Below are 26,036 nucleotides of genomic sequence, written 5' to 3'. Positions count from 1 at the left end.
CGATTTCATCGCCTGTAATGCGCGTGTAAGGTATGCTGTGCGGCTGCTGCCGTTCCAGGTTGTTTCTGGTTGCGTGCGCCGCAAGGAATGCCACAGGGTCCAGATCAGTGTTCAAGAACGTTCTTTTTGTATGTGTGGGCAACATCTGCCGCAGCCCTTCAGCGGAGGTCATGCTGAGAGAGGCTGTCTCTGGCAAGGGCATCCAGGTGTCTTCGGCTGGGCTTGGTGCGCTGGTTGGTCACGGTATTGATGCCACCGCGCAGGAGCTGCTGGTGGAGCAGGGTCTGGATGGCCTGGCCCACCGTGCCCGCCAGATCGATGACGCCATTCTCGGCGTGGCGGATCTGGTGCTGACCATGGAGCGGAAGCACGTTCGCCGCATTGCCGAGATCGCCCCCCAGGCATCCGGCAAGACCTTTCTGCTGGGCAAATGGCAGCAGGATCGGGAGATTCCTGATCCTTATCGCCAGCAGCGCCCGGCGTTCGAGCATGTTTACAAGTTGATGGCCGAGGGCGTGGAGAGTTGGGCGCGTCATCTTTAGATTGCTGCCCGCTTCGCCGGATCGACCAACCCACCTTCCTATTTGAATCCAAGCGCATATGACCACTGATTCACGCTCCATCGCACAGGATGACGCAGAAGAGATTGATCTTCGCCAGTTGCTCGGTACCTTGGTCGACCACAAGTGGTGGATCCTGATCATTACCGGCGCGTTTCTGGTTGCATCTGTCGCGTACGTATTTCTGGTCACGCCGATCTATCGTGCGGATGCAATTGTACAGGTTGAGCCGAAGACCCCTTCGCTTCCTGGCCTGACTGACCTAAGCCAATCGCTTGGCATCAATGCCGGCACGGCAGAGGCGGCGACCGAGATCGCATTGATCAAATCCCGTTCAGTAGTGGGCAGCGCTGTTGATGCGCTGCGTCTGGACATCGAGATCATTCCCAGGCGTTTCCCTTTGATCGGCGGCTATTTCGTGCGTCGGGCCGAGAAGCGCGATCCCGGTCAGCTTGCGAGCCCGCTCTTGGGTCTCTCCAGCTTCGGCTGGGGTGGTGAGCAGCTTCGGATCTTCCAGCTTGATGTTCCTGCGGCCCTGCTGACCACCGATCTGGAGCTGGTCACTGGAGAAGGTGGGCGCTATGAACTGTTCGACGAAGATGGTCGACAATTGCTGTCCGGGGCTGTGGGCACAGTTGCCAGCGGCAATGATGTGACGATTCAAGTCGAGACGCTGAAGGCCCATTCAGGCATGCGGTTCAAGGTAATCCGTCATCGCCACCTCAGCGTAGTTAGCGCTCTTCAGCAGGAAGTTGGAGTCGGTGAGGCCGGAAAAGACTCCGGCATTCTTACGCTGACCTACGAGAATGCAGATCCCGATCTCGCAAGGAGCTTCCTGCAGCAGGTTGCGCAGGCCTATGTTCGGCAGAACGTGGAGCGCAACTCTGCGGAGGCCTCTGCACAGCTGACCTTCGTCAAGGAACAACTGCCAAACGTACGCAACCAGGTCGACGCCGCCCAGAAGGCGTTGAGTGCGTATCAGATGCGCGCTAACTCTGTGGACTTGACCCTGCAGACCAAGGGGTTGCTTGATCAGGAGGTGGCGGTTGAAACCAGTATCCAGCAGTTGCGCTTGCAACAGGCTGAAATGGATCGGAAGTTCACCAGGGACCATCCGGCATATCAGGCATTGATGCGCCAGATTGGCGACTTGGAGTCGCGCAAGAATGGCTTCCAAGGCCAGGTGAAACAGCTTCCGGAAGCGCAGCAGGAACTTCTGCGCCTGACCCGAGATCTGCAGGTCAGCAACGAGATGTACACCGCGATGCTGAATCAAGCGCAGCAGCTGGATGTTGCGCGTGCCGGCACGGTCGGTAACGTTCGCATCGTGGATGCTGCGGATGTGGATGCTACCGAGCCGGTGAAGCCGCGAAAGGGCATGGTTGTGCTGGTTGGGACTCTTCTGGGCGCCTTCCTTTCCATCGGTCTGGTCCTCTTGCGACAGCTGCTCAATCGCGGTGTCGAAGATCCATCTCAGATCGAAGAAATCGGCCTGCCGGTCTACGCGTCCATTCCTGTCAGTCCAGGGCAGCAGTCTGATTCGGTACGCGGCAAGTTCCGCGCCGACGGCAAGCTGCATTTGCTGGCAATGAAGGATCCGGCGGACCTTGCGATCGAGGCAGTACGCAGCCTGCGGACCAGCCTGCACTTCGCACGTCTGGAGGCGAAGAACAATATCGTTCTGATTTCCGGTTCCAGTCCTAACGCGGGCAAGACATTCGTCTCGTCCAATCTGGCAGCTGTGATCGCGCAGGCGGGTCAGCGCGTGCTGATTATCGACGCCGACATGCGCAAGGGTACGCTGCACAAGGCGCTGGGCGCGACCCAGACGCCGGGCCTGTCCGACGTGCTGGTCGGCAAAGCGACACTGGAAACCGCCATCCGTACCGTGCCGGGCCTCGACAGCCTCAGCTTCATCTCGCGCGGCGATGTGCCGCCGAATCCTTCGGAGCTGCTGATGCACCGCAACTTCACGGAGTTGCTGGAAACGGTGGAGAAGCAATTCGATCTCGTCATCATCGATACGCCCCCGATTCTCGCGGTCACCGATGCGGCGATCATCGCCCATCACGCCGGCACCTGTCTGTTGGTTGCGCGCTTCGGCCTGAATCAGCCCAAGGAGCTGGCACTTGCACGCAAGCGCTTCGAGCAGAACAACGTGCAGCTGAAGGGGGCGATCTTCAATGCCGTCGAGCGTCGTGCGACCGGCTATTACAGCTACGGCTATTACGAATACAAGTCGACCCGGTAACGGGGAAACGCGGCAGAGCACCATCGGGTGCTCTGCCTGACACGGAAGTCACGGCTGCTGCAGAACGCGGGACCGCGACGCACTTCAAGAAACTGCGGAGATATGCATGAAAGTACTGATTACGGGTGGTGCGGGGTTCATTGGCAGTGCGCTGGCACGCGCGCTGGTCGCTCGTGGCGACCAGGTGACGGTTCTGGACAACCTTTCGCCCCAGATCCACGGTGACAGCCCGGAAGGTTCGGCGCTGCTGGCTTCGCTGCCGCCCGAGGCCGTGGTAGTCAAGGGCGACGTGCGCCTGCGCGAGGATTGGCTGAAAGTGCTTCCCGGCCAGGACGTTGTCGTCCACCTGGCAGCTGAAACGGGAACCGGCCAGTCCATGTACGAAATTGACCGCTATGTTGATGTCAACGTGCGCGGTACGTCGCTGTTCCTCGACCTGATCGGCAACAAGGTGCAGGGCTGCGAGTCGGTCAAGCGGGTCGTTGTCGCGTCTTCGCGCTCGATCTACGGCGAAGGCAAGTACAAGGGTGCCAGCGGCCCGGTCTATCCGGGGGCGCGCGTCGACGAGGACCTGCAGAAGGGCATCTTCGAATGCCGCGATCCGGCGACGGGCGATCTGGTGGAGCCGCTGCCCACCAACGAAGAATCCCGCATTCACCCGAGCTCGATCTATGGCATCACCAAGCAGGTGCAGGAACAGCTGGTGCTGGTGGGGGCCGCCGCCATTGGCATCCAGGGTATCGCCCTGCGCTATCAGAACGTCTACGGCCCGGGTCAGTCACTGAAGAACCCCTACACCGGCATCCTGTCGATCTTCTCCACCCTGCTGTTGCAGGGCAAGGGCGTCAACATCTTCGAGGATGGCAAGGAGACCCGCGATTTCGTCTTCATTGACGACGTGGTGGCGGCAACTGTTTCGGCCATCGATGCGGATGTCAGTGGCCAGGCCTTCAATGTGGGCACCGGCGAAGCGACCGATGTCATCACCGTCGCAAGCGCGTTGAAGGACGCGTATGGCAAGGGTGGAGAAATCAGCATCTCCGGCAACTACCGCATTGGTGACATCCGGCATAACTTCGCCGATCTCAGCCGCGCTGAGGCTGCTCTTGGCTATCGCCCGCGCGTCACCTTTGCCGAAGGCGTGAAGCGCTTTGCCGCCTGGGTACTGACCCAGCAGATCGAAGACTCCGGTTACCAGCGGTCGGTGGATGAGATGCGCGCGAAGGGCCTGCTCAAGTGAAGATTGATGGGCGATCGGACGGGCAGGTTGTGAGCGAATCCCTGAAGGGGAAGCGTGTGCTCTTCATCGCCCCTATGTTCTTCGGCTATGAAAAGCTGATCAAGGCGGAGCTGGAGCAGCAGGGTGCACAGGTTGATTTCCACCCCGATCGCCCGGGTGCGGATTTTCTCACCAAGGCCTTGATCCGTATTGATCGGCGCCTGCTTGCTCGGCGAATCGCGAAGCATTACCGGGGCATTGTCGAGGCTGCGGCTGGCTCGCAGTACGATCATGTGTTGGTCATCCGTGGTGAAGCCATCTCGCCGCAGATCATTGCGCAGCTCCGTGCCACCCAGTCGACCGCGAAATTGACGTTGTACCTCTGGGACTCGATGCATTACAACCCGAACGCGCGTCTTATCAAGCCGTACTTCGATTCGGTTCTGTCGTTCGATCGGGTTGATGTGTCCGAGAACTCCGAGATCGAGTTCCTACCGCTGTTCTTCGCCAACGAATATGCCCGTGCGGCAGAGTGGCGCGGTGAGTACGAGTACGACGCCTGCTTCATCGGCACGATCCATACCGACCGCTACCGGATTCTGGAGAAACTGCTGGAGTCTCTGGAGCGGGATGGTCGCCGGGTGTTCGTGTACTGCTATTACCCGTCCAGGGTCCTGCATCGCCTGCGCTCGCTGGTGGATCCCGGCTTCCGCAGGTTCTCGAAGAAGTACGTGAATTTCGTTGGGCTGCCGTTGTCGAAGGTTGTTGATTACATCAGCGTGTCTCGCTGCGTGATCGACATCAATCGGCCTGATCAGAAGGGCCTGACGATGCGGACGATCGAGGCATTGGGTGCACAGCGGAAGCTGATCACGACCAATGAGGATGTCAGTTCCTACGATCTCTACAGCAGTTCGGCGGTGAAGATTGTGGATAGGGTTGCCCCGGTAGTGCAGGATGAATTCCTGACAGCCAGCCACAGGCCTTTTGACGATGCTGTCAGGACGCGTTACACGGTAGGGAATTGGGTAAGGCAGGCACTGCTGCAGCCGCGTGCCGCTAATGAGATTACAAAAATCGGTGTTGAATGAGTACATCCATGGCAATGCCGTCGTTTCCTAGACGTCGGAAATTCGGGGGAATGTGGCTTTCCAAGCTGGCGTTGTCCACGATATTCATATCGGGCATCTATGTGCCGACACCGATCGGAAATATGTACTTCTCTTACCTGTGCATGGTCGCGACCTATGTCGTGCTGGTGATGAAGACGGGTGGCCTCGGGCTCCGGCGAGAGTATGTGGGTCTTGCCGGAGCGCTGGTCCTGCTCTCATTTGCAGGGGCGCTTTTCAATGACTCAGCCGCAGGCGCGCGCGCGTTGGTGTTTCTGGTCTCAATAGCGAAGATCGCGCTGCTCATGTTCTTCGTCCTTTTCTATACATCGATCTACAATCTGCTTGGGCGATCGGTGTCCAAACTATTCTCTGTGTACCTTAGGGTTGCGTACTTCTTTGCTGCCCTGGGCGTGCTGCAACAGATGGTCTTTGTAATCGCAGGAATCAATATTCTGGCCCAGCTATCCCCGGGTTCAAAGCAGCTTGGGTCTCATCTCGGTATTGCTGCCCTAAGTGTCGAGCCTGCCTTCTATGCTTGCGCCCTGCTTCCTGCGGGTGCATATCACGTTTCGAAGTTTGTGCAGAAGCTTCGTATGCCTTTCCGGGGCATGGTGATCGTTCTTGCTATTGTCTTGTCAACATCTGCCCTCGGCTACATAGGTCTCTTCTTCGCCGCAGCAGCGACTTTCGTGGTCGGATTCAGTGTGAGGCGTTTCTGGATTCTGATTCTATCGGCTCCAATTATCTTGATTCTTGCCTTCAAGGTTAGCAGCCTGGAGTTCTTTCAGATCAGGTGGAACGATACGATCTCAGTGCTGCAGGGCGGGGAGCTGACCATGGAGGATGGGATGAACCTCAGCACCTACTCCAACGCAGTCAACTCTCTCATATCGTTCCGCTCCTTCGCGGATAACTATGGAGTGGGCGTAGGCTTTGGGATGTACAGTTCGGTGTTCGATCAGTACATTTCTGGATATGAACTGCCGGCCTATCGCGATGATCTTCCTGGACGCGGTTCGGCTACGTCGTTGTTTGCGCGTGTCACGGCGGAACTTGGGTTGGCAGGTTGGATCATTCTCCTGACGGTGCTGTACTGGGCGTGGAGGAATCTACGGTCTGTGGGGGATAAGTCGATGGCGATCGCCTACATGGCTACGCTGTCCATCATTTTGCTGCGCATGGGTGAGTACTACGCAAATGGCGTGATTCTCGCATTCGTAATGATCTATCTCTCACGCACTGCGGAATCGGCACCAGTGCAAGGTAGAGTTGGGCGCATAGGATCCGTCTGATGGCTGTCCGGAATGTTTTGGCAGTCCTCAGGACCCTGATTTTTCGCGGGTTGGGTTCTGGCATTGCAGTGCTATTCACCGTGCTGGTTTCCCGGATGCTGCCAACGTCCGAAGCTGCGTTGTTCTTTGTTCTCTTCAATACGAGTGTAATTGCTTCGGTATGCTTCCGCTGGGGTATGGATGAGGTGGTGATAAGGCGCATAGCAGCGGCAGATGCGATCGATCGCAAGCGAATCGCAGTGTCATTGGTCGTCCATACCCATCGCAGAGTTCTGCGTTGGGTTGCAATAGCTCTGTTGCTTGGGCTCTTGCTGTGTGTGCCTTCGATTGAGGGGCATGTGCGTCTGAACTATTTCGATTTCTGTCTGATGGTGCTCGCATCGGGCCTGATCGCTTGTGCTGCCTCCGCAGCAAGGGTAATGCAGGCAAATGGGAGAGTGGACGCGGCTATCTTCTACTTGAACATCTTCGCGCCAGCTCTATCTGTGGTCGCGCTCTTGCTGCTGAGCGTTATGGTTTCCCAGTTCAGTGCTCGAGATCTGATGGTGTGCTACCTGTTGGCGGCCGCTTTCATGTATGTATTTGTCGTAATTTCTCAGTACGGTGCAGCTGTTCTTCGTGCGTTCTCCGTCGAAGGAAATGCGGCCATGAATGGTGCAGACATCGCTGCAGCCAATCGATTGGGGGCAGTCGTGCTAGCGCAACAAGCGCTGGGCTGGAGTGCTGTTGGAATCGTGCCGGCGTTCTTCGGAGACGAGTCTTATGCCGCTTTCGTTGTTTCTCAGAAGCTGGCAACGCTTATCAGTCTGCTGATGCTGGCAATCAACTTTACCTTTTCTTCCAAGTTCGCATCCCTGCATGCTCAGGGGCAGTTGCGAGAGCTGTGGAAACTCGTGTGCATTTCAGTCACAGCCATTCTTGCTGCGAGCATCGTGATGTTGATGGGTGTTTGGCTGTTCATGCCCCAGATTCTGAGCTACGCCCGAGTGCCTGAGGGATATGCGGAAATCGTGCTTGTCATGATGATCGGGCAGGTTGCGTTCTCAGTAGCAGCAATCTTCGCCCTTGTTCTGAGCATGTGCCGTATGGAAGTATTTCTTCTTCGCGTGCAGATGGTTGTTGCAGTCGTTTCGATCGCAGTGCTGGCTGTCTGTTGTGCGTCCTTGCCGCTCTACTTTGCAGTAATGGTGTTCCCTTTATCCTATGGCTTGCTGGCCTCCATTCTGTGTGTGAAGGTCCGAGCTTCCGTTGAAGCGGTGGCCTGAATATTTGAGAGAGGCGCAAGCTTGGATGCAAGCCGGAGAAGTCCGCTTCGTGCGCGTTAGTGTGCCAGGTGAGCGGCCAGTGCCGCAGCTTTGAGATAGAGAGAATGCCAATGACTACGAGCGTCTATCAGCGTCACCTTCGAATTCAGGCATTCAAGAATAGCGGAGTGGCCGTGGTCAATGGCGCGAACTTCGCGAATGTAGTAGCCACGCTACTCTACGAGACCACATTCATTGGGTGGCTGAGACGGGCTATTCATGCTCTCGTTATGGGAGTTCGCGTTACCAATGAAGGCCCCGAGACAGCTAGTCACGTAATGCTGTATTCGGCGCGCGGAAAGCATCGCGTCGACTACGATTACATTGTGGACTCACTGACTGGTCTTATGTCGGGCCGAGTGCGGCTGGTCGAGATCACTGACAGCCCCTCAGTCTTTCAGGCGTTCAAGACAATTGCGGGCTTGACGGCTGCTTGGCCGTTGACGCGTGGATATGAGGAGGGATTCATGCAGCGGCTTCTATGTGCTCTCGTGATCTCCAGAGCACGTGGCACGCTCCATTCAACGGTTGCGCAGGTCTTGGGTGGCGCGGACACTCTGGTGACGTTCTGTGACGCGCACCCAATCGAGAATCTGGCCACGCAGATCGCAAATTCGAGAGGCTTGTTGACCATCACCAATCAACACGGTCAGTACAGAATATTGGATCACACGAACATGAGTGCTGATTCTGAGGCATATGCGAACTTTCAAAGCCATCAGATGCTGGCATGGGGGGCGGCGACCGTCCGCGAGTTTGAGAAGGCCGGAATTGAATCATCGCGATTGACTGTAACTGGATGGATCAAACGGCCTGGGGCCGCAGGTGTGCGCTTGGGGATAGGCGCGCAATGTTTTGGAGTGATGCTAAACGGTGAGAACGCCAGACGATCGAACCTGAATCTTCTGCAGGCAGCGGACGAGATTGCTGAAAGGCTTGGCATCGGCTACCGCGTGAGGTTGCATCCGTGGAGCCGGGCTGCCGATTACTCCGGCGCGGTCGGGCCGCGTTGCGTCGGCTTGGCCCATCTTTCACTTGAAAAGTATTTGGACCAGGTTCGATTCAGTCTTGGGCACATGTCGGGCGCGGTAGTGGAAGTTCTGGAGCACGGATATCCAGTCTACCTGCTCGATGACGGCTCTCTGGCTTCTGTGTTTCGCTTGGATGGACTTTCTTGGCCAGATGCAGCTTCGATACTGAATGCGATTGAGGTCGACATGGAGGACAAGGTGGTGATGACTCAGCGCATAGACGGTCTAGCTCGGTGGTTCAATGATAGCGATGGGCAGGTAGATCGTATCTGCTCTGTACTGCAGGTGGGCGCACCTTTGAGTGAGAGGATCGGACATGTGGCGTAACAGATTCGAGTTCTGGTTTTGTTGTCGGGTGCCAGTCCGCGATGAAGCGGACTCGGTACAGCAGATGTGCGAACGTTGCAACAGGAGACAGGTTCATGGGCAAGCTCTTTAAGCTGACATGGGTCCTTCGCGCATTGATCCTTGGGCGCTTCTTCGGTCAATACGGCTGGGGGGGGTATTTGGGTCCCCCGGCCTTCATCGCGGGCGGGCGCAGCATGTACTTTGGACGCGCTGTTCGTATCTTTCCTGGGCTGCGCGCTGAATGCATCGGCTCAGGAACACTTTCGATTGGTGACGATGTCTCCATCGGGCAGGGATTTCATGTGATTGCAAGTGGCTCGGTTCAGATTGGCGGGGGCGGCCTTATATCCGCGAACGTTTTTGTTACCGACACCGACCATAGTTTCGATGATCCTGGTGTCCCTGTTTTGCGCCAACCCAATATTGTCCGTCCAACAGTTATCGGTAAACGATGCTTTCTCGGTGTGGGGGCGCGTATTCAGGCTGGGACCTCCTTGGGAGAGGGGTGTGTTGTTGGAGCAAATTCCGTGGTGAGGGGGAATTTTCCGCCCTACTCCATGTTGGTGGGGGCACCGGCTCGTGTGGTCAAGTACTACGACTTCGAGAGGTCTGCATGGGTTCGACCTTCAGAGGCTGCTGCTCGGGAGGTTTGCTCATGAGTTTCTTCTCGAAAGTAGGGTGGTCGATTCGCGCTTTGATATACGGCGTTCTAATGAGGTCATTTCGATTTCCGGGGTACATTGGACCTCCGATCTTTCTTTTGGGATTGCGCAGAATGGCGCTAGGGCGGCGCGTCCGTGTTTTTCCTGGATTGCGCGCCGAGTGTCACGGTTCAGGTGAGCTTGTGATCGAAGACAATGTCGCACTCGGGCAGTGCGTGCACATTACATGTGGCGCACGATTGATTATTGGGCAAGGGACGGTGATTGCCGGGTTCGTATCAATCACCGATATCGACCACGAGTACCAGAAGGTTGGTGTGCCGGTGATGTCCCAAGGCCACACAACGCGGGAAACCAGCATCGGGAAGAACTGCTTCATTGGAATGGGGGCTCGGATTCAGCCAGGTACGCGCCTTGGCGATGGCTGCGTGGTTGGCGCGAACTCGGTAGTCAGGGGAGAATACCCTGCCAATTCGGTTCTTGTCGGCGCTCCTGCGAAAGTCGTGCGGACCTATGACTCAAGCCAGCAGGCGTGGGTCCGAGCTGTTAAACATTGATGAGAGGTTGTGTGATGAACGTTTCCATTTCCGAGAAGGTAGTTGTCGGCAACGACCTCCCCTTCGTCCTGTTCGGCGGCCTGAACGTCCTTGAGGACCTCGACTCCACGCTGTTTGCGGCGGAGAAGTACGTCGAGGTCACCGGCAAGCTCGGTATTCCCTACGTCTTCAAGGCTTCGTTCGACAAGGCCAATCGCTCGTCGATCAAGTCCTTCCGTGGCGTTGGCCTGGAAGAAGGTATTCGCATCTTCCAGGAAGTGAAGCGCCGCTTCGGCGTGCCGGTGATTACCGACGTCCATGAAGTGGAGCAGGCGGCTCCCGTGGCCGAAGTGGTCGACGTGCTGCAGATTCCTGCGTTCCTGGCGCGCCAGACCGATCTGGTCACTGCCATTGCGCGTACTGGCCGGGCGATCAACATCAAGAAGCCGCAGTTCCTCAGCCCGTCGCAGATGAAGAACATCGCCAGCAAGATCCGTGAGGCCGGCAATGAGCGGATCATCCTGTGCGAGCGTGGCGCGCAGTTCGGCTACGACAACCTGGTCGTGGATATGCTGGGCTTCCGTGAGATGATCGAGGCCACCGGTGGCCTGCCGGCCATCTTCGATGTGACCCACAGTCTGCAGCGCCGCGACTCGGGCAGTGAGGCCTCCGGTGGCCGCCGCCGCCAGGTAGTGGAACTTGCGCGCGCAGGTATGGCGGTTGGCCTGGCAGGGCTGTTCCTGGAGGCGCATCCGGATCCGGACAACGCGCGTTGCGATGGCCCGAGCGCGTTGCCGTTGAGCGCACTTGAGCCGTTCCTGGCACAGATCAAGGCGGTCGATGATCTGGTCAAGTCGTTCCCGAAGCTCGACATTGCCTGACATGGAATCGGCGAAGTACCGGGGGCCGATCAAGCTGGTCCTGTTCGACGTGGACGGCGTACTGACCGATGGTGGCCTGCACATCGATGGCAAGGGCGAGCAGTTCAAGACGTTCAACGTCCGCGATGGCCTGGCCGTCGCATTGCTGCGTGTGCATGGCATCCGGTGTGGCGTGCTGTCGGGCAAGGCGAGCCCCTCCCTGGACTTCCGGATCCAGCAACTGGGCATGGATGTGGCGGTGACCGGTCGCCTCGAAAAGCTCGACGCGTTGGCCGCCATCTGCAGGGATCTTGGAATCAACGAGACCGAGATCGCCTATGTGGGGGACGACGTCGTGGACCTGCCGTTGGCGGGACGGGTAGGGCGCTTCTACGCGCCTTCCGACGCGCATCCGCTGGTGTTGGTAGCCGCTGACGTGGTTGCAGACGCACAGGGCGGACGTGGCGTCGGGCGCGAGGTGGCCGAGCGTGTTCTTGCCGAAGGCGGGGTGGATCTGCCTGCAGCATACGCGCCCCTCATTGCAGGATGGAACGCCGCTGGAGCGGTGCAGTAGCCGGCGCAGGGTTGCGCGGGTAAGCGCAGCGCACGCAGGTGCTCTGCGAATTATCATCAGAAGGAAACAAGGTATGTCCTCCGTCGTATCAGTCGTCGATCACATTGCATCGGCCAAGCGCGTCCTGCAGATCGAGGCATCGGCTGTCGCCGCGCTCGCCGACAGGCTCGATGGGCAGTTCACCCAGGCCGTGGAACAGGTGCTGGGTTCGCAGGGCCGGGTCATCATCTGCGGCATGGGCAAATCGGGAATCATCGGGCGCAAGATCGCTGCGACGTTGGCCAGCACGGGTACCCCCAGCTTTTTCATGCACCCGGGTGAAGCGTTCCATGGTGATCTTGGCATGGTCACCGCCACCGATGTATTCGTGGCGATCTCCTACTCCGGCGAAACCGAAGAGGTGGTGAAGCTGCTGCCCTTCCTGAAGGACAACGGCAACTTCCTCGTGGCGATCACCGGTCGTGCGACGTCCACGTTGGCCCAGGCCGCGGATTGCCACTTGGATGCGGGTGTTTCGCAGGAAGCCTGCCCGCTTGCATTGGCACCCACCGCATCGACCACGGCAACGCTGGCGATGGGTGATGCGCTTGCAGTTGCACTGATGGAGGCTCGAGGCTTCCAGCCGGAAAATTTCGCGCGCTTCCACCCGGGTGGCTCGCTGGGCCGGCGCCTGCTGTCGCGCGTGGAGCACGAGATGGTTGCTGGCGATCTGCCGGTGGTGGACGCAGCAGCAACAATGATGGACGTATTGCAGGCCATTACCCGCTCCAGCCTCGGTCTGGCGATCGTACGGGCTGGCACCAGCTACGCGATCATCACCGATGGCGACGTTCGCCGCGCGCTCGAGCGTCATGGCCGCGAGGTGTTTGATAAGTCCGCGGCCGAGCTGATGACCGCCTCACCTGCCCAGGTGAGCGTAGGGACGCGGGTTGAGGATGCGCTGGTGCTGATGGAGCGGCGGCGGATCTCGTCGTTGCTGGTGTTCGACGGCGACGTGCTGGCCGGTGTGTTCAAGAAGTAGAAAGAGGAAGGCGCCCTTGCAGGGCGCCTTCGTTCTGTGCCGGTATCACTTCGCAATGGCGTCGAAGTTTCGGTAGAAAAACTCCGAGTCGCGCTCGGATGTCAGCTGGTAAAGGCTGTGGGAGTGCGAGAGGCGGGCACCACCGTCCCGGTACAACGGGTTCCACATGAAATCGGCGCGGGCACGGGTCGAGCGCGGCAGCATGAAGTCGAAAGGCACCGAGAAGTAGATGCCCTTGTCGAAGCTGCCTTCGCCGAAGTCCTTGGATGAAACGTCGGTCTTGGTGGCGTAGGCGCCCATGGTCACGCCATTGTCGAACATGCGTGCAACCGACACGGTCGCACCCCAGTCCTTGGCGAGATATCGACCTGCGCTGACCGCGCTGATCAGGCGCCGCTGGTCACCCCACAGGTAATAGAGCGTGGCATGGCCCGTGGTCACGCTGTAGTCGCGGAAGCTGAAGCGCTGGTCGAAATCGCGCTGCTTGACCCAGTTCAGCTCAGCGCCCAGCGCCCAGCGTTCGTCCATCGGGCGATAGAGGACTTCGCCGCCGACGCCGCCATACATGTACTCCAGCATGCCGGCATAGGCCATGCCGTACAGGTCGCGGCCGAGCTGCTTCGTGCCGGTCAGCTGCAGGTTGGGCAGGGTGAAGTCCGAAGTGGTGAGATACTGGCGCACATAGGTACGCACGCGCGGAAGCCGGCTGGGGGCGTCGTACTTGAATTTGTCGTAGTTGTTATAGGCGTTGTAGCTGGCCGTGCCGCTCAGCCAGAGGTTTTCGTTGAAGCGGAAGGTCGCGCCGTACATCCCAGCTACCTGGAACAGGATGAAACCGTCGGGGCCGCCCACACTCTGCCGGTAGCCGACGTTGAACGCACCGTCGAAGCGCTTCAGCGGGGCTTCGTACAGCGTTTCCGAGCGCCTTGCATACGGGGCGTTCATTTCGACATGGCGGCTGACGGTCGCCAGGTCCGTGCGGTCGTCCAGGTACTGGTTGAACGTCTTGCGTTCGAGGCTGGTCTCGATGATCGGGAGGCCCAGGCGAACGTTGCGCAATGTCCACCAGCTGACATTGGGAGGCGTCTGCGGATCAAGAATGCGTGCCGCACGACCAATGCCCTGTGCCGGGTAGATGAAGCGACGCTGCTCGGCACTGACGATCAGCTCCTGGCCGCTTCGATCAATGCGCTTCACCCGCAGGCCGGCGTTCTCCTCCAGCTCCTGGGCAATGGATGACCAGTCGGTGGGTGTTGTCGCCGAGGTTGTGGCGACCGTCTGCGGCTCGCCCTGCGCTGCAGGGTTGCGGGCAATCGGGGGCGGGTCCATGAGCTTGGTCATGGGCTTGGCCTGGGCAAGGTTGGATCGCAGCGTGATGCCGACCATGGCGGTGTTCCCGCGCTCCCAGCCCAGGTGCAGCAACACGTTGTCGTTCACCGCAAAAACGGCACCCAGATTGATGGGCGAGGACTGCTTCTGGTTGTTGCGCTGCGGCTCGTTGCGATAGTCGTTGCCGTCGTACTCGAGCTTCAGTTGCAGGCGGTCCCAGGGGGTCTGGTAGCTGACGCCGCCAAATACGCCCAGCCGGCCGCGGAACATCGCGCTGGTATTGAAGTCGCCCGGTGTATTGACGCCGGGGCGTTCCTTGAAGCGGTCGTCGATCGCGCCCAGTGGATTGTCCAGGTCGCCACGGTTGCCGATATAGCCGGTTGCCACACCGAGGCTTGCGTCGAACGCGCCGAAGCGCTTGCTGGCAACGACGTACTCGCTTGAAAACAACCCGGTGCCGCCAAGATCGCGCGCGCCGACGGACACTTCCGGGAGCCAGCGTCCTTCCTGCCACAGGCGCAGCTTCAGGTCGATCGACTTGTCCTTGTAATTCTGGTCGCCGCTGAGCCACTGCGAGCCATAACGGCGATTGGCAACCGAAATGTAACGGAAGGAGCCTTCCACCCACGGCAGGGGCTGCATGACCACCGTGTACCGGCTGTACGGCGAGGTGTGGCTTGCGGTAAGGCTGAGCTCCCCTTCTTCGCTCATGCGCGCGGAGGGGGTCTGCAGCAGGCCGATACCGCCCCAGTCGCTGGCGGTGGGGGCGGGAGCTTCCTGGGCATACAGGGCTGCGCTGATGCTGAGGCTCAACAGGGCGGCGCCAGCGCGAGCCAGCGGCAATCGATTACGGCACATCAATCTGGAACTCCCGGCGCGTCCAGCACCTGGGTGGCGAGGAAGCGCGCGGCTTCATCGTTGATATCGGGGGTGGCGGACCGGACGGCAGATCCCACGATGGGAACGTAGATCACGGCTCCGGGCGCCAGCGTTGTCCGTGCGCTACGGTTCCACAGCGCAATGCCGATCTTCGTGACCCGGCCATCGGGCTGGATCACATACAGGTTGTCCGGACTGGCTGCGGGCAGCAGCTCGCATTGGTTGCGGTAGCTGCGCGCATCCTGCATTGCAGCGTGCGGCAAAGAGCACGAATGGGGGACGGCGCCCATGATGGTCACTGTCGCTGGCCGCGACGGGTAGATCAGTCGATCGCCTGCGCGGGCCGGCCGATCCTGCGGGCGATCGGCTTCCAGGGAGCGCGGCTCGAGCAGTTGCGGTTCGCGCCCGGTAATGGGAAGTGCGCCGAACTCGCGGGCCATCCGGGACGCTGCGTCGGCGATCTCTGGCGCGTCCTCAAGAGCTGCCAGTGTTTCCAGGTCGAACAGCAGCCCCGCTTTCAGGCGTGCCTGCGCTTCGAGGCTGTTCGTGCGAAGCAGCGCGGCGCCCGCCATGTAGGCATGCTCGTCTGGTGCGGCGGCAAGGGCTGCGGCGCTGAGCCGGGCATCGCTTGCCAGGGTGTGGGGGCCCGGTGAGCGAACGTTTCCGAAGGCTTCCACCTGGATGGGAGAGGCCGCTTGGCCCGTGCTGGCGAGTACAGCGCCAAGGGCCATCACGATCAGTTGCGGCTTCATCGGGGTTGCAGGTCCGGCGAATAGGGTTTGAGCTGGATGATTTCCAGATGGGCATCCGGCGCGATGGCCTGGCGGCTTTTCCATATGAAGCCGCTGGACGGGTCCGCCCAGTAGTGGTTCTGCTGCTTCCAGCCGTCACCCCGCAGCTCCTCGCGCACGTGCAGCAGTTCGCGCGTCCGGCCCAGGATCTCGACGCTCTCCGTGCCCAGCGGGTGCAGGGTGCCGGTCACCTTCATGTTGAAGCGATAGTCCGGCATGAGGTCGTAACGTCGTTGCACGACGTCGCCATCCTTCACCTTGCGCAGGTCCAGCAGCGGGTTCGGCCCGATGATCCGCATCTGTTGCAGCTCGGGAGTACCGCCGTGGGTCGCTTCGATCAGGCCATTGCGCAGGAACACGATGCTGCGTTCGCTGCTGTACCAGGCCTGGCGGCCACCATCCACTGCGCCGAGCACCAGCACTGCGCCGCCAGCAGGTCCGTTGACCTTGATCTGTGGATAGCGGTTGCGTGCAACGTCCTCGGCGCTGGGCTGCACATCCGGCTTACCCTGCACGGCCAGTTGCACTGCCTTGACGCTGCTGCGACCGACAACACCGCAGCCGGTTGCAGAGACCGCGATGACGGTAGCCAGCAGGCCCGGGCGGAAACTCCGGAGCACGAGGCGGGAGAGAGCGTTCCTGCTCATCTGAAGCCTCGTCAGTTGTCCAGATCGTTGCGCGCGCTGGCTGCGTTGCTGATGATGGCGGTGAACGGCAACAGCTGGTTCACGAAGCGGCTCCAGCGTGTCACGCCAGCTGCGCCCACGAACACGACGTCACCCGGCTGCAGGTTGAACTGGCTGGCAACGGCGAAAGCGGAGGGCGACTTGGCTTCCAGGTGGAACACCTGCGAGGGCGTGTCCTGGAGGTCGTTCGAGCCGCGGATCACGTAGACCGCGTTGCCGTTGGAGGTGGTCTGCAGCAGACCGCGCGCGCGACCCAGCGCCTGGCTCAGTGAGATCCCGCCGGTCTTGAAGCTCATGGCGCCGGGCTGGTTCACTTCACCGACGACAAAGACTTCCTTGCGGTCGAGATACGGCACATACAGGTGATCGCCCGCCTTGAGGAAGACGTTCGTATCGCCGCCGCCATTGCGGCCCAGCTCGTCAAGATCAATGGTGAAGGTCGTGCCGTCGCGGGTGAGGCGGACGCCGGACAGGTCGGCCTGTGCCGGGTCGAGGCCTGCCTGGCTGATGGCATCACCGAGAGTGAGCGGAGTGACCGTCAGTGCCACCGTGGCCGGCTGGCGCGATGCGCCGGTGACCCACACGCGCTGGCTGGCATAGGTCAGCATCGAGACATCCACCTGCGGCGCTTCGATGTAGCGGGCCAGTCGGGTGGTGATCTCTTCACGCAGCTCGGCGGGTGTCTTGCCGGCGGCGGTGACCTTGCCGATATAGGGGTAGAACAGCGTGCCGTCGGACTGCACCAAGCGACCGGCTGCACTGAGTTGCTGCTGCGGGCCGGCAGGGACAGTCAGTTCGGGGTGGTCCCAGACTGTGATGTACAGGATGTCGCCTGCACCAATCTGATAGGGCCCGGGCTGGTACTGCATCAACGAGGCCGGAAGCCCGGGGGCGCTCTTTGCGCCGCGCTCCATGGCGATGAGCTTGGGCGTGATCGGAATCAACTCGATCTGATCGTTGCCAATCTGCTGGCTGCTACCCATCAGGGAGTTCGAGCGCATGTGCTGGCCGGGGGCCCACATGCAGCCTGACATGGTGAGGGTGAACGCCATGGCGGCGACGAGACGCTTGCAGTCCATCGTTAATCATTCCTGGCCCGAACGGGCATGAAAAAGCCCTCGCCGAACTGCCGCCCGGCGAGGGCGTGGGTACTACAACGGCGTTTCGATCAGCGGGTGCCGGTCGTGCCGGTGGTGCCGGTGCTACCGGTGGTGCCGCCCGGCGGAGTGGTGCCGCCGCCATTGTTGTTGCCGGCATCGTCGCTGCTGCTGTCTGCGGCGACGCTGTAGACCACAGCTGCGGCTGCAACGCCGAGACCGATGGACGCAGCGGTGGTCAGGGTGCCAGAGGCAGCGGCGCCAGCGGCTTCGGCGCTCGCAACTTCGGCGCTGGTTTCGGTGGCGACAGAAGCTTCCTGAGCGAACACCGGCGAGGACAGACCCAGCAGGGCCAGGGCGGCAATCATCTTCTTCATCTACGGGGTCTCCTACTCCGTGAGGGAAATTTTTCCACCGCTATGTTGGCGGCTATTCGTTTGCTCTGTCAAGGTACGTGAAGGAAATGTGGGGTGCCCTTTGCAGTTCTCAGGAGTGCTGGAAAAGCTCAGTCCTGCCGGAGATCAATTTTGCCAGTGCGATGACCAGTTGATGGGTCTGGATATCAGGCAGCGTGAGGGGCAGGAACATTCCGGCAAGCACGGCGGCCGTGGCGGTCACAGCACTCGGGCGTCTGGAAGGTGCTTTGCCGCGCAGCGCCCATGCGCTGCAGCCCAGGCCGAGGCCCAGCCCGGCGATGACTTCAGAGAGGCTGTGCGCGTGCAGGGGGACGCGGGACCAGGCAATGGCCACCGCCAACAACACCCCGCTCATCAGGCCGACCACCCGGGCGCGTCTTTCGGGTCCCGCCAGCAGCACCCCGACCAATGGATACACGGCGCTGGACATCGCCGCGTGCCCGGAGAAACCGGTGAAGTACAGGCTCTTGATGCCGATACCCCAGCCCATGAAGGCCAGCTTGGATGCAAGCGTCACACAGGCGGCCACTGCGATGGCGCTGAGCCATCGCGCCTTCAGGCCCGTTTCGCTGCGGGGCAGGGTGAGCAGCAGCACCAGCGCCATTGGCAGAAGCCAGCGGCTGTCACCGAGGGCGGAAAGGGACGACCAGACAATCTGCATCGATGGGGCGGGCGGGAGCGGGGAACGTCAGCTTAGGGGTGTTTGCCTGTCCACAGCGTTTCGATGGCTTGGTCCATTCAGCCAGACGCGGTATCCTTCCCCGCTGCCAATGGCCCCGTAGCTCAGCTGGATAGAGCGTCCCCCTCCTAAGGGGAAGGTCGCCCGTTCGAATCGGGCCGGGGTCACCATGAATCGAAGGGTTGCGTCGTTTCTGCAGAGATGCGCAGCTCTATTTCGCCGTGAATAGGCCGCGTTCTGGCACAGTTGGCACAGTTCAATCGAGCTGTGCTGATCATGGAAGAGCCTGAGAAGTTGGACCTCTACTGCTGCTTGTCGTCTCTCCAGGTGGGAGACCAAGCGTTCGACTTGGGCCATGGGTTGTCGATTGCCCCGGGTTACACACGCGTCATGTCTAGTTCAATGGTTGCCGTTGAGCGACCTGCAGCACCAGGCCGGCATCATCCTGGTCCTTGGGCCGCAACCGGGAATGGCTTCGCTTTCGACTCCGAGGCAGTTCTTTTTATCCCCGCAGGCTACAGGCGTGCGAAGTCTGACTCCGGAGCCGTCGCAAGGTACATAGCAGGATTGCTCCGCCTCTGGGTCGATCCTCGGATTCGCTGGACTCTGGCGTCCCACATCCCTCCTCACAGAATTCAATGTGCGCCTGAGAAGGAGAGGGTCCACGTTGCTTCTGCGGTCGAGGTGCAGCCTTGGTATTTCGAGCTCCATCCGGCGACTGAAAGGGATACCCTGAAAGATCTGGAGTGGATTCGAGATCACTGGGAAGCCGCAATCGATCTCGCTGAATCGAGTGCATCATTCAGCCTGGCGTTGGACGCGATTTTCAACGTTCAGTTGGTCCACAGCTCTGCCCTCGGGCTTGTCTCTGTCTGGGGCGCACTTGAAGCTCTTTTTACGGGGGCAAATAGCGAGCTCAGGTTTCGCGTATCAGTGATGATCGCTGCATACCTGAAACCGCCGGGGCCCGAACGAATCGCCCAGCATAAGCGAGTAATGAAGCTCTACGACGCGAGGTCTGCAGCAGCCCACGGGTCGCCAAAGCATTCCTCGGAGGACTTGCTGGCATCGCTGGAGTTGCTGCGAAAGGTCATCATAAGGATGATCGAGTCCAGGCGTGTACCGACAAAGGAAGAGCTCGAGAGCCTTCTGTTTGGTGAGTAGAAGCCGGTCAGTACATGAGCTTTGAGACGGCGCCGTCATCTCCGTCTGGAGTTAGATGGGCGTAACGCTTCTCAGTGGTTGCATAGTCTGCATGACCCGCAAGTAGCTGAACGCGACGCAATGGCACACCAGCCATCACCATGTGAGCGCAGAATGTGTGGTGGTGCTGGCCGGCGGTCTCCCTGAAGGTCGGTGTGGTATCCGCAGCCGCGAACATGACCATGGCCTTTGCGCCTTGGGTTCGTCGCCAGCCGGAGATGCGCCAGCCGCCCTCGTCCTTCATGGCGCGCAGGCGCATACCGCAGCCACGCACTTCGATGATGGCGAAGTTGGGGCACTCATGCAGCACCTGCTTGTGCGCGCGCTGCACGGCGAGCGGCGACGATAGCACCTGCAGCGCTCTTGCCCTGCCGCAGGACGGCATTGGCGGCGATGTTGGAGGCAGCGACGACCAGGTTGGGGAGGAGGCCCCAGCGGCGCCCGGTGCGGGCAACGATGCCAGCGGCTGCAGCGGCGCGCTGCTCGTTGGAATGGTGGGCGAGGAGAGTCATGGCTGCACTCCTGCCCGAAGAGGCGCTGGCCGAAGCCGATGCACGCGCCAAAGGCGAGGGCGCCGAGGGCGTAGATAGCGAGGATCAGGTGCCATAAGGGCCGTTTGCGGCGCTGCATGGAGTTCTCCAGGAGGTATTCGCGTTTCGGGCGGCCGCAGCTATGCTTCGGCCATGGAATGGACGAACTGGCTGACGCTAGGGATTGCGGTGCTGGGCGCCACGCTCGGCGTGTTCAACGCCTTGTGGCTGATCCGCAAGGACACGGTCCGACTGAAGGTCAGATTCGTGTCGATCTACCTTCCGCGCGACGATCTCTGGACGGGTGCGGTTGAGGTGATCAACACCGGTTACCTGCCGGTGACCATTACTGAGGTGGCATTTCACTTCGCCCGCCGCTCCAAGACGCGATCCGCAGTGATTGCAGATCTCTTGGAGCGCACCAAGCTCCCCCACCGCCTCGAGCCGAGGACCGCGATCAGCATTGCTACAACCCCTGAGATCCTGGGAAGAATTGAAGCCGGCCACCACACCTGGTGCAGCGCTGCGACTGCCTGCCAGACTCGCGTCTTCGCCAGGATCAAGTGGAAGAAAGGCTGAGGCCTGCATGGCCTCGCCGGGCTTGAACTGCGCACCCGGATACGGGTGCGCAGCTGATTGATCCGCAACCACCACGTACGCGTCGAGGGCCACGCCAATGATCCGCCGTACACGGCCGATGGTGCTGGACGCGATCGGCCCGAGAACTACTTGATCAACATGCCTGCGGACACCCTCGCCGCGTTGCCCAGGTACGACTTCGAAGACGGTGCAGGGCAGGTGCATGTGAAGATCGGCGCGATCTGGTCGTTGATCGGAGCGCTTGAGCAGGCGTCGGGTCAGCCAGTGGAATACCTGAACTTGGGACGCGGTGGTTCGGCCTCCGCTAACACGCAGCACAATGCCCTGCGGCCGGCACGCCTGCACCATGCACTCGATTCCGGCGCTGATGTACTGCTGCTGCATTTCGGTATGAACGAGCTGGGGCAATCCACAACGCTGGTCAACCACAAGAGCATCGTCAGCCAGGCCCGGGCCGTTGGCATGGACGTCATCGTCATGTCGGTGCCGCGGCGCAACGTGGTGGATGGCCCGTGGTTGACAGGATGGAACTACACCAACCGCGTGCTGTGGCGCTCTGCTGTTGAAGCAGGGGCGGCGTTCGCACCTCAGCATTGGATCGTTACCGATGAGCAGCTGGGCGGCATGGGTGCGAGCCCTGAGTCGCCCGGTGCTGCGGCGCTGTTCAACCGCGCCGGGCCGGCGGAATTCTCGCGCTACGGCCAGGTGCTGGTGCGCTCGGTCCTAGGCTGATATGGGGTTGGATTTCACATCGCATTCATGCGTTGGCGGCAATGTTCAACACATAGCGGAAGGGGGACTGCTGGGTGCTCAACGGCCGAGCGCTCGACAGTGCTTACTCCCCACGGCTTTGTAGGACTCCGCTTTGAAACTTCTCATTTCCTTAGGCGTAGCGGCGCTGGCAGCAAGCGTCGTGTTGGCGCTAATCCATGGAGTTGCCCTCTGCTGGAAGGCGGCTGCTAGCCGGCGCTCAGCACGACGACAGGAATCGCGATAATGGAGGCTTACCGATACGCCTATCAGAAGGCGCGTGGCTGGCACGCTCCGGTACTGGTTTCGGCGTGGGTTGGACTCAGGTACTCACTGACTGGAGATAGCGGCTACTTCAAGTCGCATGGCGGCTGGCGCCGTTCCAGGCTTCGCAGAGGCGTAGAGCCTTCCGAGTAGGCCGGCCAGCAGCTCCGGTGCGGTGGAGGCTAGCCTGCCTGTTCAGAGGGCTTCGTGTGCCTGCGGGGCGATGGATACGACCTGCAGACGTGGAACAGCGGAGAGGGGTCCTACGCACCTTGGGGTATCTCGACCCGGTAGCCTCGGGCACTGGGATGGGCGTGATGGTGGTGGACGTGAGTGGCCCCTGCCGATCAGGCCAGCCGTTTGGCGGGTGATCATTCGAACTTGTTCGTGTCGCACGCTAAATTCGATTGGGTCCTCGGTGGCGCAAGTTTTCCTGCCCTAGAGATGTGGCAGACCAAGGACGAGTGGGCCGCCATCCTCGCGCAGGGCAGACGCTATGCCGAACGCTGGTGTGCGGTCAGGCTCCACCCAGAGCTTCGCCTGCGCGCGGCGACACCACGCCGAAAGAACCGCTCGAACCGCTGCCCGGCCTGCTGCCGACCGGCGAGCAGCAGCACCAGGCCCGGCGCCTAGCCGAGGCAACGGCCGCGGCTACTGCGCGGGGAAGGAAGCGCTGGAACCGCGCCGACCGCTGAAGAAAACCAAGCTCAGGGCGAGGGACCCTATGAAGGCGTGGCTCAGGGGCAGGTAAAGAGCAGCTGTCCCGAGCTCGAATCTGATCCCCCGTTCAGGGGAGGCGGTCGACGCTGCTTGCTTGCCAGACTTGCCCTTTCACCAGAGAGAGCGACGATGAGCGCCACCAATCGCAAGACCGCCAGCTTCGGAGTGCCGTGGGAAACGGCCTATGGGTACGTCCAAGCCGTCCGAGTCAACAACACGATCTTCGTGTCCGGCCAGCTGTCGCACACGCCGGAGGGGCAGTTGGTCGCGCCTGCGGAGCTGGGAGCGAACGGCAAGCCCGCCAACTTCGACACCATGGAAGTCCAGATGAGGCGGACCTACGAGAACGCGCAGGTGCTGCTGGCAGAGCTGGGAGGGTCGCTCGCAGATGTGGTCGAGGAAACGCTGTTCGTCATCGACGTTCCAGCCGCTTTCGCGGCCAGTGGCAAGGTCCGGCCGGCCGTGTATGGCCAGCCGGTGCCGCAGGTGGCCAGCAACCTGATTGGGGTCTCGGCGCTGGCCTTCCCCGAGCAGCTGATCGAGATTGCCCTCCGGGCGGAAGTGCAGAGCTGAAGACATGGGCGGGCGGGGTCGACTCCGCCCGCTGGTATCACGAGGCCCAAGTCGAAGCGACTGATGACGCGGCGGGAATGGGCCGCCGCGCAACCCTTCCAGGGGCGTAACCGCCTGCCGTAAGCCCTGTTTTGGCACACGATTGGCACAGATGCTACCGAAGCCCTTGACTCTCATGGCGCCGTCGCCCCTCTCCTAATGGGAAGGTTGGCCGTTTGAATCGGGCCGGGGTCACCATGAGTCAATGGCTTCTGGCATTTGGCAGGCTTACAAGTGTCTTGAATCGCCATTTCTTCCCACAAGCGCGGGAAGCTGGCGCTGTGCGGAATTTCGCTGTGGTCATTCATCCCGGCTTTTGTCGCGGAGGGCGAGGAATGCGGCAATTGCGCTGGCAGCGACGCCGAGCAAAAAGCCGAGGACCATTCCGTCGAACCAACTCAAGCTCGCCACGTTGCCCCCATGCAAAGACTGATGCGCGATTAGCGTCCGCTGCTTGTGTTGTACTGCGAAGAGGGCAAAGGGTATGGCTCCGGGCTTTCGCGGGCCTTACAGGCAACAATCCACGTCTTGGGATAGCGAATGTCAGGCGATCTTCTGCAACAGGCCCTCGAGGTTGTTCCGCGGCGCGTTCACCGTGTGGCTGACGCGGCAGGCCCCCGCTCGTCGGGGTTCTACAACAACCCCAGCCCACCCAGCACCGCCTCCACCTCCTCGCGCTCACCGTCCCGCAGCCCCTGCAACGGCAACGGCAGGCAGTTCTCGCCGCACAGTCCCAGCAGGGCCGCCGCGCAGGCCATGACGCGAATCCCGCCGAACCGGTCGTACAGCGACCACAGCGGCGCCAGCCGCGCAGACAGGGCAATAGCACCCTCTTCATCGCCACTACCCACGGCCCGCATGATCTGCAGCGCTACCTCGGGGAATAGCCCGGCGGTTACCGAATACCAGCCATCGCACCCCGCCAGCAGTCCACGCACCGCAGATGCGTCACCACTGACGCCCAGCGTCACATGTGTGGGAACGCACGCACGGAATGCCGCAACACGCGCGGCCGCATCGGCCGGATCATCAGCAAGGCGCGGAATCTTGATCGAAGCGATGTTGGGCAGCGCGGCGATCCGGCCAAGCAGTGCATCGGTGAAGCGGAAGTGCGTGGTGCCCGGATTGTCGTAGACGCAGATCGGTGTACGCACCGCTGCGCATACTGTTTCGAACAGCGCTTGCACCTCGTGATCCTTCAGGGGCTGGTAGGACACGGGGGCGAGCAGCAGGCCTGCAGCACCTGCATCCTCGGCGTCCAGGGCCAGTTCCAGCACATCGCGAGTACGCAATGCACCGATGCCGGCGATCACCGGAACACCCCCGGCGTGCGCGAGCGCTTCGCGCAGCACGCGCTTGCGCTCGTGCTTCTCCAGATAGGCGTAGCTGCCAGTGGAGCCAAGCACGCCCATCGAATCAACATCGGAATCGGCCAGGCGCTCGATCAGTCCGGCAAACGCACGAAAGTTGGTGCCGGCTTCAGAGAGCGGGGTCAGTGGAAACGCGCTGAGGCCTTTGAACATGGGATCTCCCGAAGGGGGAATGGGCTGGACGCCTGGAATTGTTTATTGTCCTATGACAAAACTCAAGTGTCGCCACGCAGCGTGTCTGATCGTCACGAATGACGCACCATGCGGGTCATGAAACCAAGCCTTTGCGCCGTCCAGCCTTCCCACTACGCCACCATTGCCGATTGGCTTGATTCCGCCGAGGCCACCCAGCGCTGGGCGGGCCCCGGCGTGCCGTTTCCCTTGCCGCAGGAACGGTTCGCGCAGGTGCTCGAACTCGGGCCGAGGCCGGGCTGGGCGCTGCTGGACGAGCAGGGCCAGTGCTTGAGCTTTGGCCAGTACTGGATGACCGACGCCGGCACCGCGCACCTGGGTCGCATCATTGTTTCCCCCCTGGCACGCGGGCGCGGCCTTGGCCGGCTGCTCATGCACGCCTTGAGTGCTCAGGCCATGCGCGAAGACGGTGTGCAGCGCCTCACGTTGCGCGTCTATCGTGACAACACCGCCGCCGTGACCCTGTATCGCGACCTCGGTTTCCAGCAGGTTGATGCGTTCTCGACGCCGGAACTTCTGTTCATGCAGCGCACGTCGGCCTGAACTTCGCTCATGCTGGCAAGGTGGCCTGCAGGGCAAACCATTGCTCGCGGGTGATGCGGCTGATGTGCTCTGTGCGGTAGTCGCCGAGGAAGCTGTTGAACTTGTTCACTTCGGTATGGTGATGCTGGAAACCGCATTTGCTCTGTGCGCTGAGCGATTGCAGGTTGTCAGCGAAGTAGCCGCACCACAGTGCGTCCAGTTCCAGTTGCATGAAGGCGTGCCGCATCACTTCGCGCACCGCTTCGGGCACCAGTCCGCGGCCCCAGTACGGAACGCCGATCCAGTAGGCGATCTCACCCTCTCGATCGCTGATCTCGAAGTTGCTGTCGGTGCCGATCAGGATGCCGACACAGCCGATCGCATGGCCGTCCTCGCGGCTCTGCAGCGCGTAGACCTCTGGCCGGTTGAAGACGGTGCGGATGATTTCGGTACTTTCCTCAACGCTGGTGTGCACCGGCCAGCCGGCGATGGGGCCCACGCGCGGGTCGCGGGCGTACTCGTACAGATCGGCAGCGTCGGTGTCGCGCCAGGGGCGAAGGATCAAGCGTTCGGTGTGCAGCTGCATGTCAATTCCACGGGAACAAAGAGAGTGCACAGGCTAGGTC

General features: G+C 60.9%; 27 protein-coding genes, 1 tRNA gene and 1 pseudogene. 19 read left to right on the top strand and 10 right to left on the bottom strand.

Going from position 1 to position 26,036, the window contains the following annotated elements:
* Positions 1-107: 107 nt before the first annotated feature.
* From R1L06_RS05220 to R1L06_RS05165, 12 genes are all read left to right on the top strand, one after another.
* The gene (locus tag R1L06_RS05220) at positions 108-542 is read left to right on the top strand and encodes a low molecular weight protein-tyrosine-phosphatase (protein ID WP_317217093.1); all 435 of its coding nucleotides are present in this window, start codon (positions 108-110) and stop codon (positions 540-542) included.
* Positions 543-600: 58 nt separating this feature from the next.
* The gene (locus R1L06_RS05215; RefSeq protein ID WP_317217092.1) at positions 601-2,811 is read left to right on the top strand and encodes a polysaccharide biosynthesis tyrosine autokinase; all 2,211 of its coding nucleotides are present in this window, start codon (positions 601-603) and stop codon (positions 2,809-2,811) included.
* Positions 2,812-2,917: 106 nt separating this feature from the next.
* Positions 2,918-4,051 carry an NAD-dependent epimerase/dehydratase family protein gene (locus R1L06_RS05210; RefSeq protein WP_317217091.1) on the top strand — a complete coding sequence of 378 codons (1,134 nt, stop codon included), beginning with the start codon at positions 2,918-2,920 and terminating at the stop codon, positions 4,049-4,051.
* Positions 4,052-4,080: 29 nt separating this feature from the next.
* Positions 4,081-5,121: a WaaS/CpsH family glycosyltransferase gene (locus tag R1L06_RS05205; protein WP_317217090.1), complete on the top strand. Its 1,041-nt coding sequence runs from the start codon at positions 4,081-4,083 to the stop codon at positions 5,119-5,121.
* A 50-nt stretch (positions 5,122-5,171) separates the two neighbouring features.
* Positions 5,172-6,434 carry a hypothetical protein gene (locus tag R1L06_RS05200; RefSeq protein WP_317217089.1) on the top strand — a complete coding sequence of 421 codons (1,263 nt, stop codon included), beginning with the start codon at positions 5,172-5,174 and terminating at the stop codon, positions 6,432-6,434.
* Positions 6,434-7,699: a lipopolysaccharide biosynthesis protein gene (locus R1L06_RS05195; protein ID WP_317217088.1), complete on the top strand. Its 1,266-nt coding sequence runs from the start codon at positions 6,434-6,436 to the stop codon at positions 7,697-7,699. Before R1L06_RS05200 ends, R1L06_RS05195 begins: the two co-directional genes overlap by 1 nt.
* A 110-nt stretch (positions 7,700-7,809) precedes the next feature.
* Complete coding sequence (locus R1L06_RS05190; protein WP_317217087.1) at positions 7,810-9,096, top strand: hypothetical protein; 1,287 nt, start codon at positions 7,810-7,812, stop codon at positions 9,094-9,096.
* Positions 9,097-9,191: 95 nt separating this feature from the next.
* Positions 9,192-9,776 (top strand): acyltransferase, encoded by a 585-nt coding sequence (locus tag R1L06_RS05185; protein WP_317217086.1) that lies wholly within the window; start codon positions 9,192-9,194, stop codon positions 9,774-9,776.
* Positions 9,773-10,336 (top strand): acyltransferase, encoded by a 564-nt coding sequence (locus tag R1L06_RS05180; protein ID WP_317217085.1) that lies wholly within the window; start codon positions 9,773-9,775, stop codon positions 10,334-10,336. The genes R1L06_RS05185 and R1L06_RS05180 overlap by 4 nt, the downstream gene beginning before the upstream one ends.
* A 14-nt stretch (positions 10,337-10,350) precedes the next feature.
* On the top strand, positions 10,351-11,196 hold the full coding sequence (kdsA, locus tag R1L06_RS05175) for a 3-deoxy-8-phosphooctulonate synthase (RefSeq protein WP_329764139.1): 846 nt from the start codon (positions 10,351-10,353) through the stop codon (positions 11,194-11,196).
* 1 nt (position 11,197) lies between these two features.
* Positions 11,198-11,749: a KdsC family phosphatase gene (locus R1L06_RS05170; protein WP_317217084.1), complete on the top strand. Its 552-nt coding sequence runs from the start codon at positions 11,198-11,200 to the stop codon at positions 11,747-11,749.
* Positions 11,664-12,770, top strand: a complete 1,107-nt coding sequence (locus R1L06_RS05165) for a KpsF/GutQ family sugar-phosphate isomerase (protein WP_317217083.1) — start codon at positions 11,664-11,666, stop codon at positions 12,768-12,770. Before R1L06_RS05170 ends, R1L06_RS05165 begins: the two co-directional genes overlap by 86 nt.
* Positions 12,771-12,815: 45 nt before the next feature.
* Here the strand turns inward: R1L06_RS05165 and R1L06_RS05160 are convergent, their stop codons facing one another.
* From R1L06_RS05160 to R1L06_RS05135, 6 genes are all read right to left on the bottom strand, one after another.
* On the bottom strand, positions 12,816-14,912 hold the full coding sequence (locus R1L06_RS05160; RefSeq protein ID WP_317217082.1) for a YjbH domain-containing protein: 2,097 nt from the start codon (positions 14,910-14,912) through the stop codon (positions 12,816-12,818).
* 44 nt (positions 14,913-14,956) lie between these two features.
* Positions 14,957-15,730 (bottom strand): capsule biosynthesis GfcC family protein, encoded by a 774-nt coding sequence (locus R1L06_RS05155; protein ID WP_317217081.1) that lies wholly within the window; start codon positions 15,728-15,730, stop codon positions 14,957-14,959.
* Positions 15,727-16,416 (bottom strand): YjbF family lipoprotein, encoded by a 690-nt coding sequence (locus tag R1L06_RS05150; RefSeq protein WP_317217080.1) that lies wholly within the window; start codon positions 16,414-16,416, stop codon positions 15,727-15,729. The genes R1L06_RS05155 and R1L06_RS05150 overlap by 4 nt, the downstream gene beginning before the upstream one ends.
* 11 nt (positions 16,417-16,427) lie before the next feature.
* Positions 16,428-17,534 carry a polysaccharide biosynthesis/export family protein gene (locus tag R1L06_RS05145; RefSeq protein WP_180864592.1) on the bottom strand — a complete coding sequence of 369 codons (1,107 nt, stop codon included), beginning with the start codon at positions 17,532-17,534 and terminating at the stop codon, positions 16,428-16,430.
* A gap of 89 nt (positions 17,535-17,623) precedes the next feature.
* Complete coding sequence (locus R1L06_RS05140; RefSeq protein WP_317217079.1) at positions 17,624-17,929, bottom strand: hypothetical protein; 306 nt, start codon at positions 17,927-17,929, stop codon at positions 17,624-17,626.
* A gap of 109 nt (positions 17,930-18,038) precedes the next feature.
* Positions 18,039-18,629, bottom strand: coding sequence for a phosphatase PAP2 family protein (locus R1L06_RS05135; protein ID WP_317217078.1), 591 nt, complete (start codon positions 18,627-18,629; stop codon positions 18,039-18,041).
* Between the two features lie 111 nt (positions 18,630-18,740).
* On the opposite strand from R1L06_RS05135, the gene R1L06_RS05130 reads away from it, so the two are divergent.
* Both R1L06_RS05130 and R1L06_RS05125 read left to right on the top strand, forming a co-directional pair.
* Positions 18,741-18,817: transfer RNA gene (locus tag R1L06_RS05130), tRNA-Arg, on the top strand.
* Positions 18,818-18,923: 106 nt separating this feature from the next.
* A complete protein-coding gene (locus R1L06_RS05125; protein ID WP_317217077.1) occupies positions 18,924-19,811 on the top strand; it encodes a HEPN domain-containing protein in 888 nt (295 codons plus the stop codon).
* Between the two features lie 7 nt (positions 19,812-19,818).
* Here R1L06_RS05125 and R1L06_RS05120 read toward each other — a convergent pair whose 3' ends face one another.
* Both R1L06_RS05120 and R1L06_RS05115 read right to left on the bottom strand, forming a co-directional pair.
* Positions 19,819-20,202: a tyrosine-type recombinase/integrase gene (locus tag R1L06_RS05120; RefSeq protein ID WP_317217076.1), complete on the bottom strand. Its 384-nt coding sequence runs from the start codon at positions 20,200-20,202 to the stop codon at positions 19,819-19,821.
* Positions 20,150-20,362, bottom strand: a complete 213-nt coding sequence (locus R1L06_RS05115) for a hypothetical protein (protein WP_317217075.1) — start codon at positions 20,360-20,362, stop codon at positions 20,150-20,152. Before R1L06_RS05115 ends, R1L06_RS05120 begins: the two co-directional genes overlap by 53 nt.
* Before the next feature lie 171 nt (positions 20,363-20,533).
* Here R1L06_RS05115 and R1L06_RS05110 point away from each other — a divergent pair, with 171 nt between their 5' ends.
* The 4 genes and pseudogenes from R1L06_RS05110 (at position 20,534) to R1L06_RS05095 (ending at position 23,287) form a co-directional block, all read left to right on the top strand.
* Positions 20,534-20,959 (top strand): hypothetical protein, encoded by a 426-nt coding sequence (locus R1L06_RS05110; RefSeq protein WP_317217074.1) that lies wholly within the window; start codon positions 20,534-20,536, stop codon positions 20,957-20,959.
* A 57-nt stretch (positions 20,960-21,016) separates the two neighbouring features.
* On the top strand, positions 21,017-21,712 hold the full coding sequence (locus R1L06_RS05105; protein WP_317217073.1) for an SGNH/GDSL hydrolase family protein: 696 nt from the start codon (positions 21,017-21,019) through the stop codon (positions 21,710-21,712).
* Positions 21,713-22,429: 717 nt separating this feature from the next.
* Positions 22,430-22,773 (top strand): annotated as a pseudogene (locus tag R1L06_RS05100) (hypothetical protein); the annotation flags it as partial.
* A 70-nt stretch (positions 22,774-22,843) separates the two neighbouring features.
* Positions 22,844-23,287 carry a RidA family protein gene (locus R1L06_RS05095; RefSeq protein WP_317217072.1) on the top strand — a complete coding sequence of 148 codons (444 nt, stop codon included), beginning with the start codon at positions 22,844-22,846 and terminating at the stop codon, positions 23,285-23,287.
* A gap of 671 nt (positions 23,288-23,958) precedes the next feature.
* Here R1L06_RS05095 and R1L06_RS05090 read toward each other — a convergent pair.
* The gene (locus tag R1L06_RS05090) at positions 23,959-24,849 is read right to left on the bottom strand and encodes a dihydrodipicolinate synthase family protein (protein WP_317217071.1); all 891 of its coding nucleotides are present in this window, start codon (positions 24,847-24,849) and stop codon (positions 23,959-23,961) included.
* 117 nt (positions 24,850-24,966) lie between these two features.
* Here R1L06_RS05090 and R1L06_RS05085 point away from each other — a divergent pair, with 117 nt between their 5' ends.
* Positions 24,967-25,431: a GNAT family N-acetyltransferase gene (locus tag R1L06_RS05085; RefSeq protein WP_317217070.1), complete on the top strand. Its 465-nt coding sequence runs from the start codon at positions 24,967-24,969 to the stop codon at positions 25,429-25,431.
* Between the two features lie 7 nt (positions 25,432-25,438).
* Here R1L06_RS05085 and R1L06_RS05080 read toward each other — a convergent pair whose 3' ends face one another.
* Positions 25,439-25,996 carry a GNAT family N-acetyltransferase gene (locus R1L06_RS05080; RefSeq protein ID WP_132809997.1) on the bottom strand — a complete coding sequence of 186 codons (558 nt, stop codon included), beginning with the start codon at positions 25,994-25,996 and terminating at the stop codon, positions 25,439-25,441.
* Positions 25,997-26,036: the final 40 nt, after the last annotated feature.

The organism is Stenotrophomonas mexicanensis (genome assembly GCF_032911605.1).
GTDB classification, from domain to species: Bacteria; Pseudomonadota; Gammaproteobacteria; order Xanthomonadales; family Xanthomonadaceae; genus Stenotrophomonas; species Stenotrophomonas maltophilia_A.
Note: the sequence above shows the minus strand (reverse complement) of the source record. Positions and strands in the feature narration are given on the sequence as shown.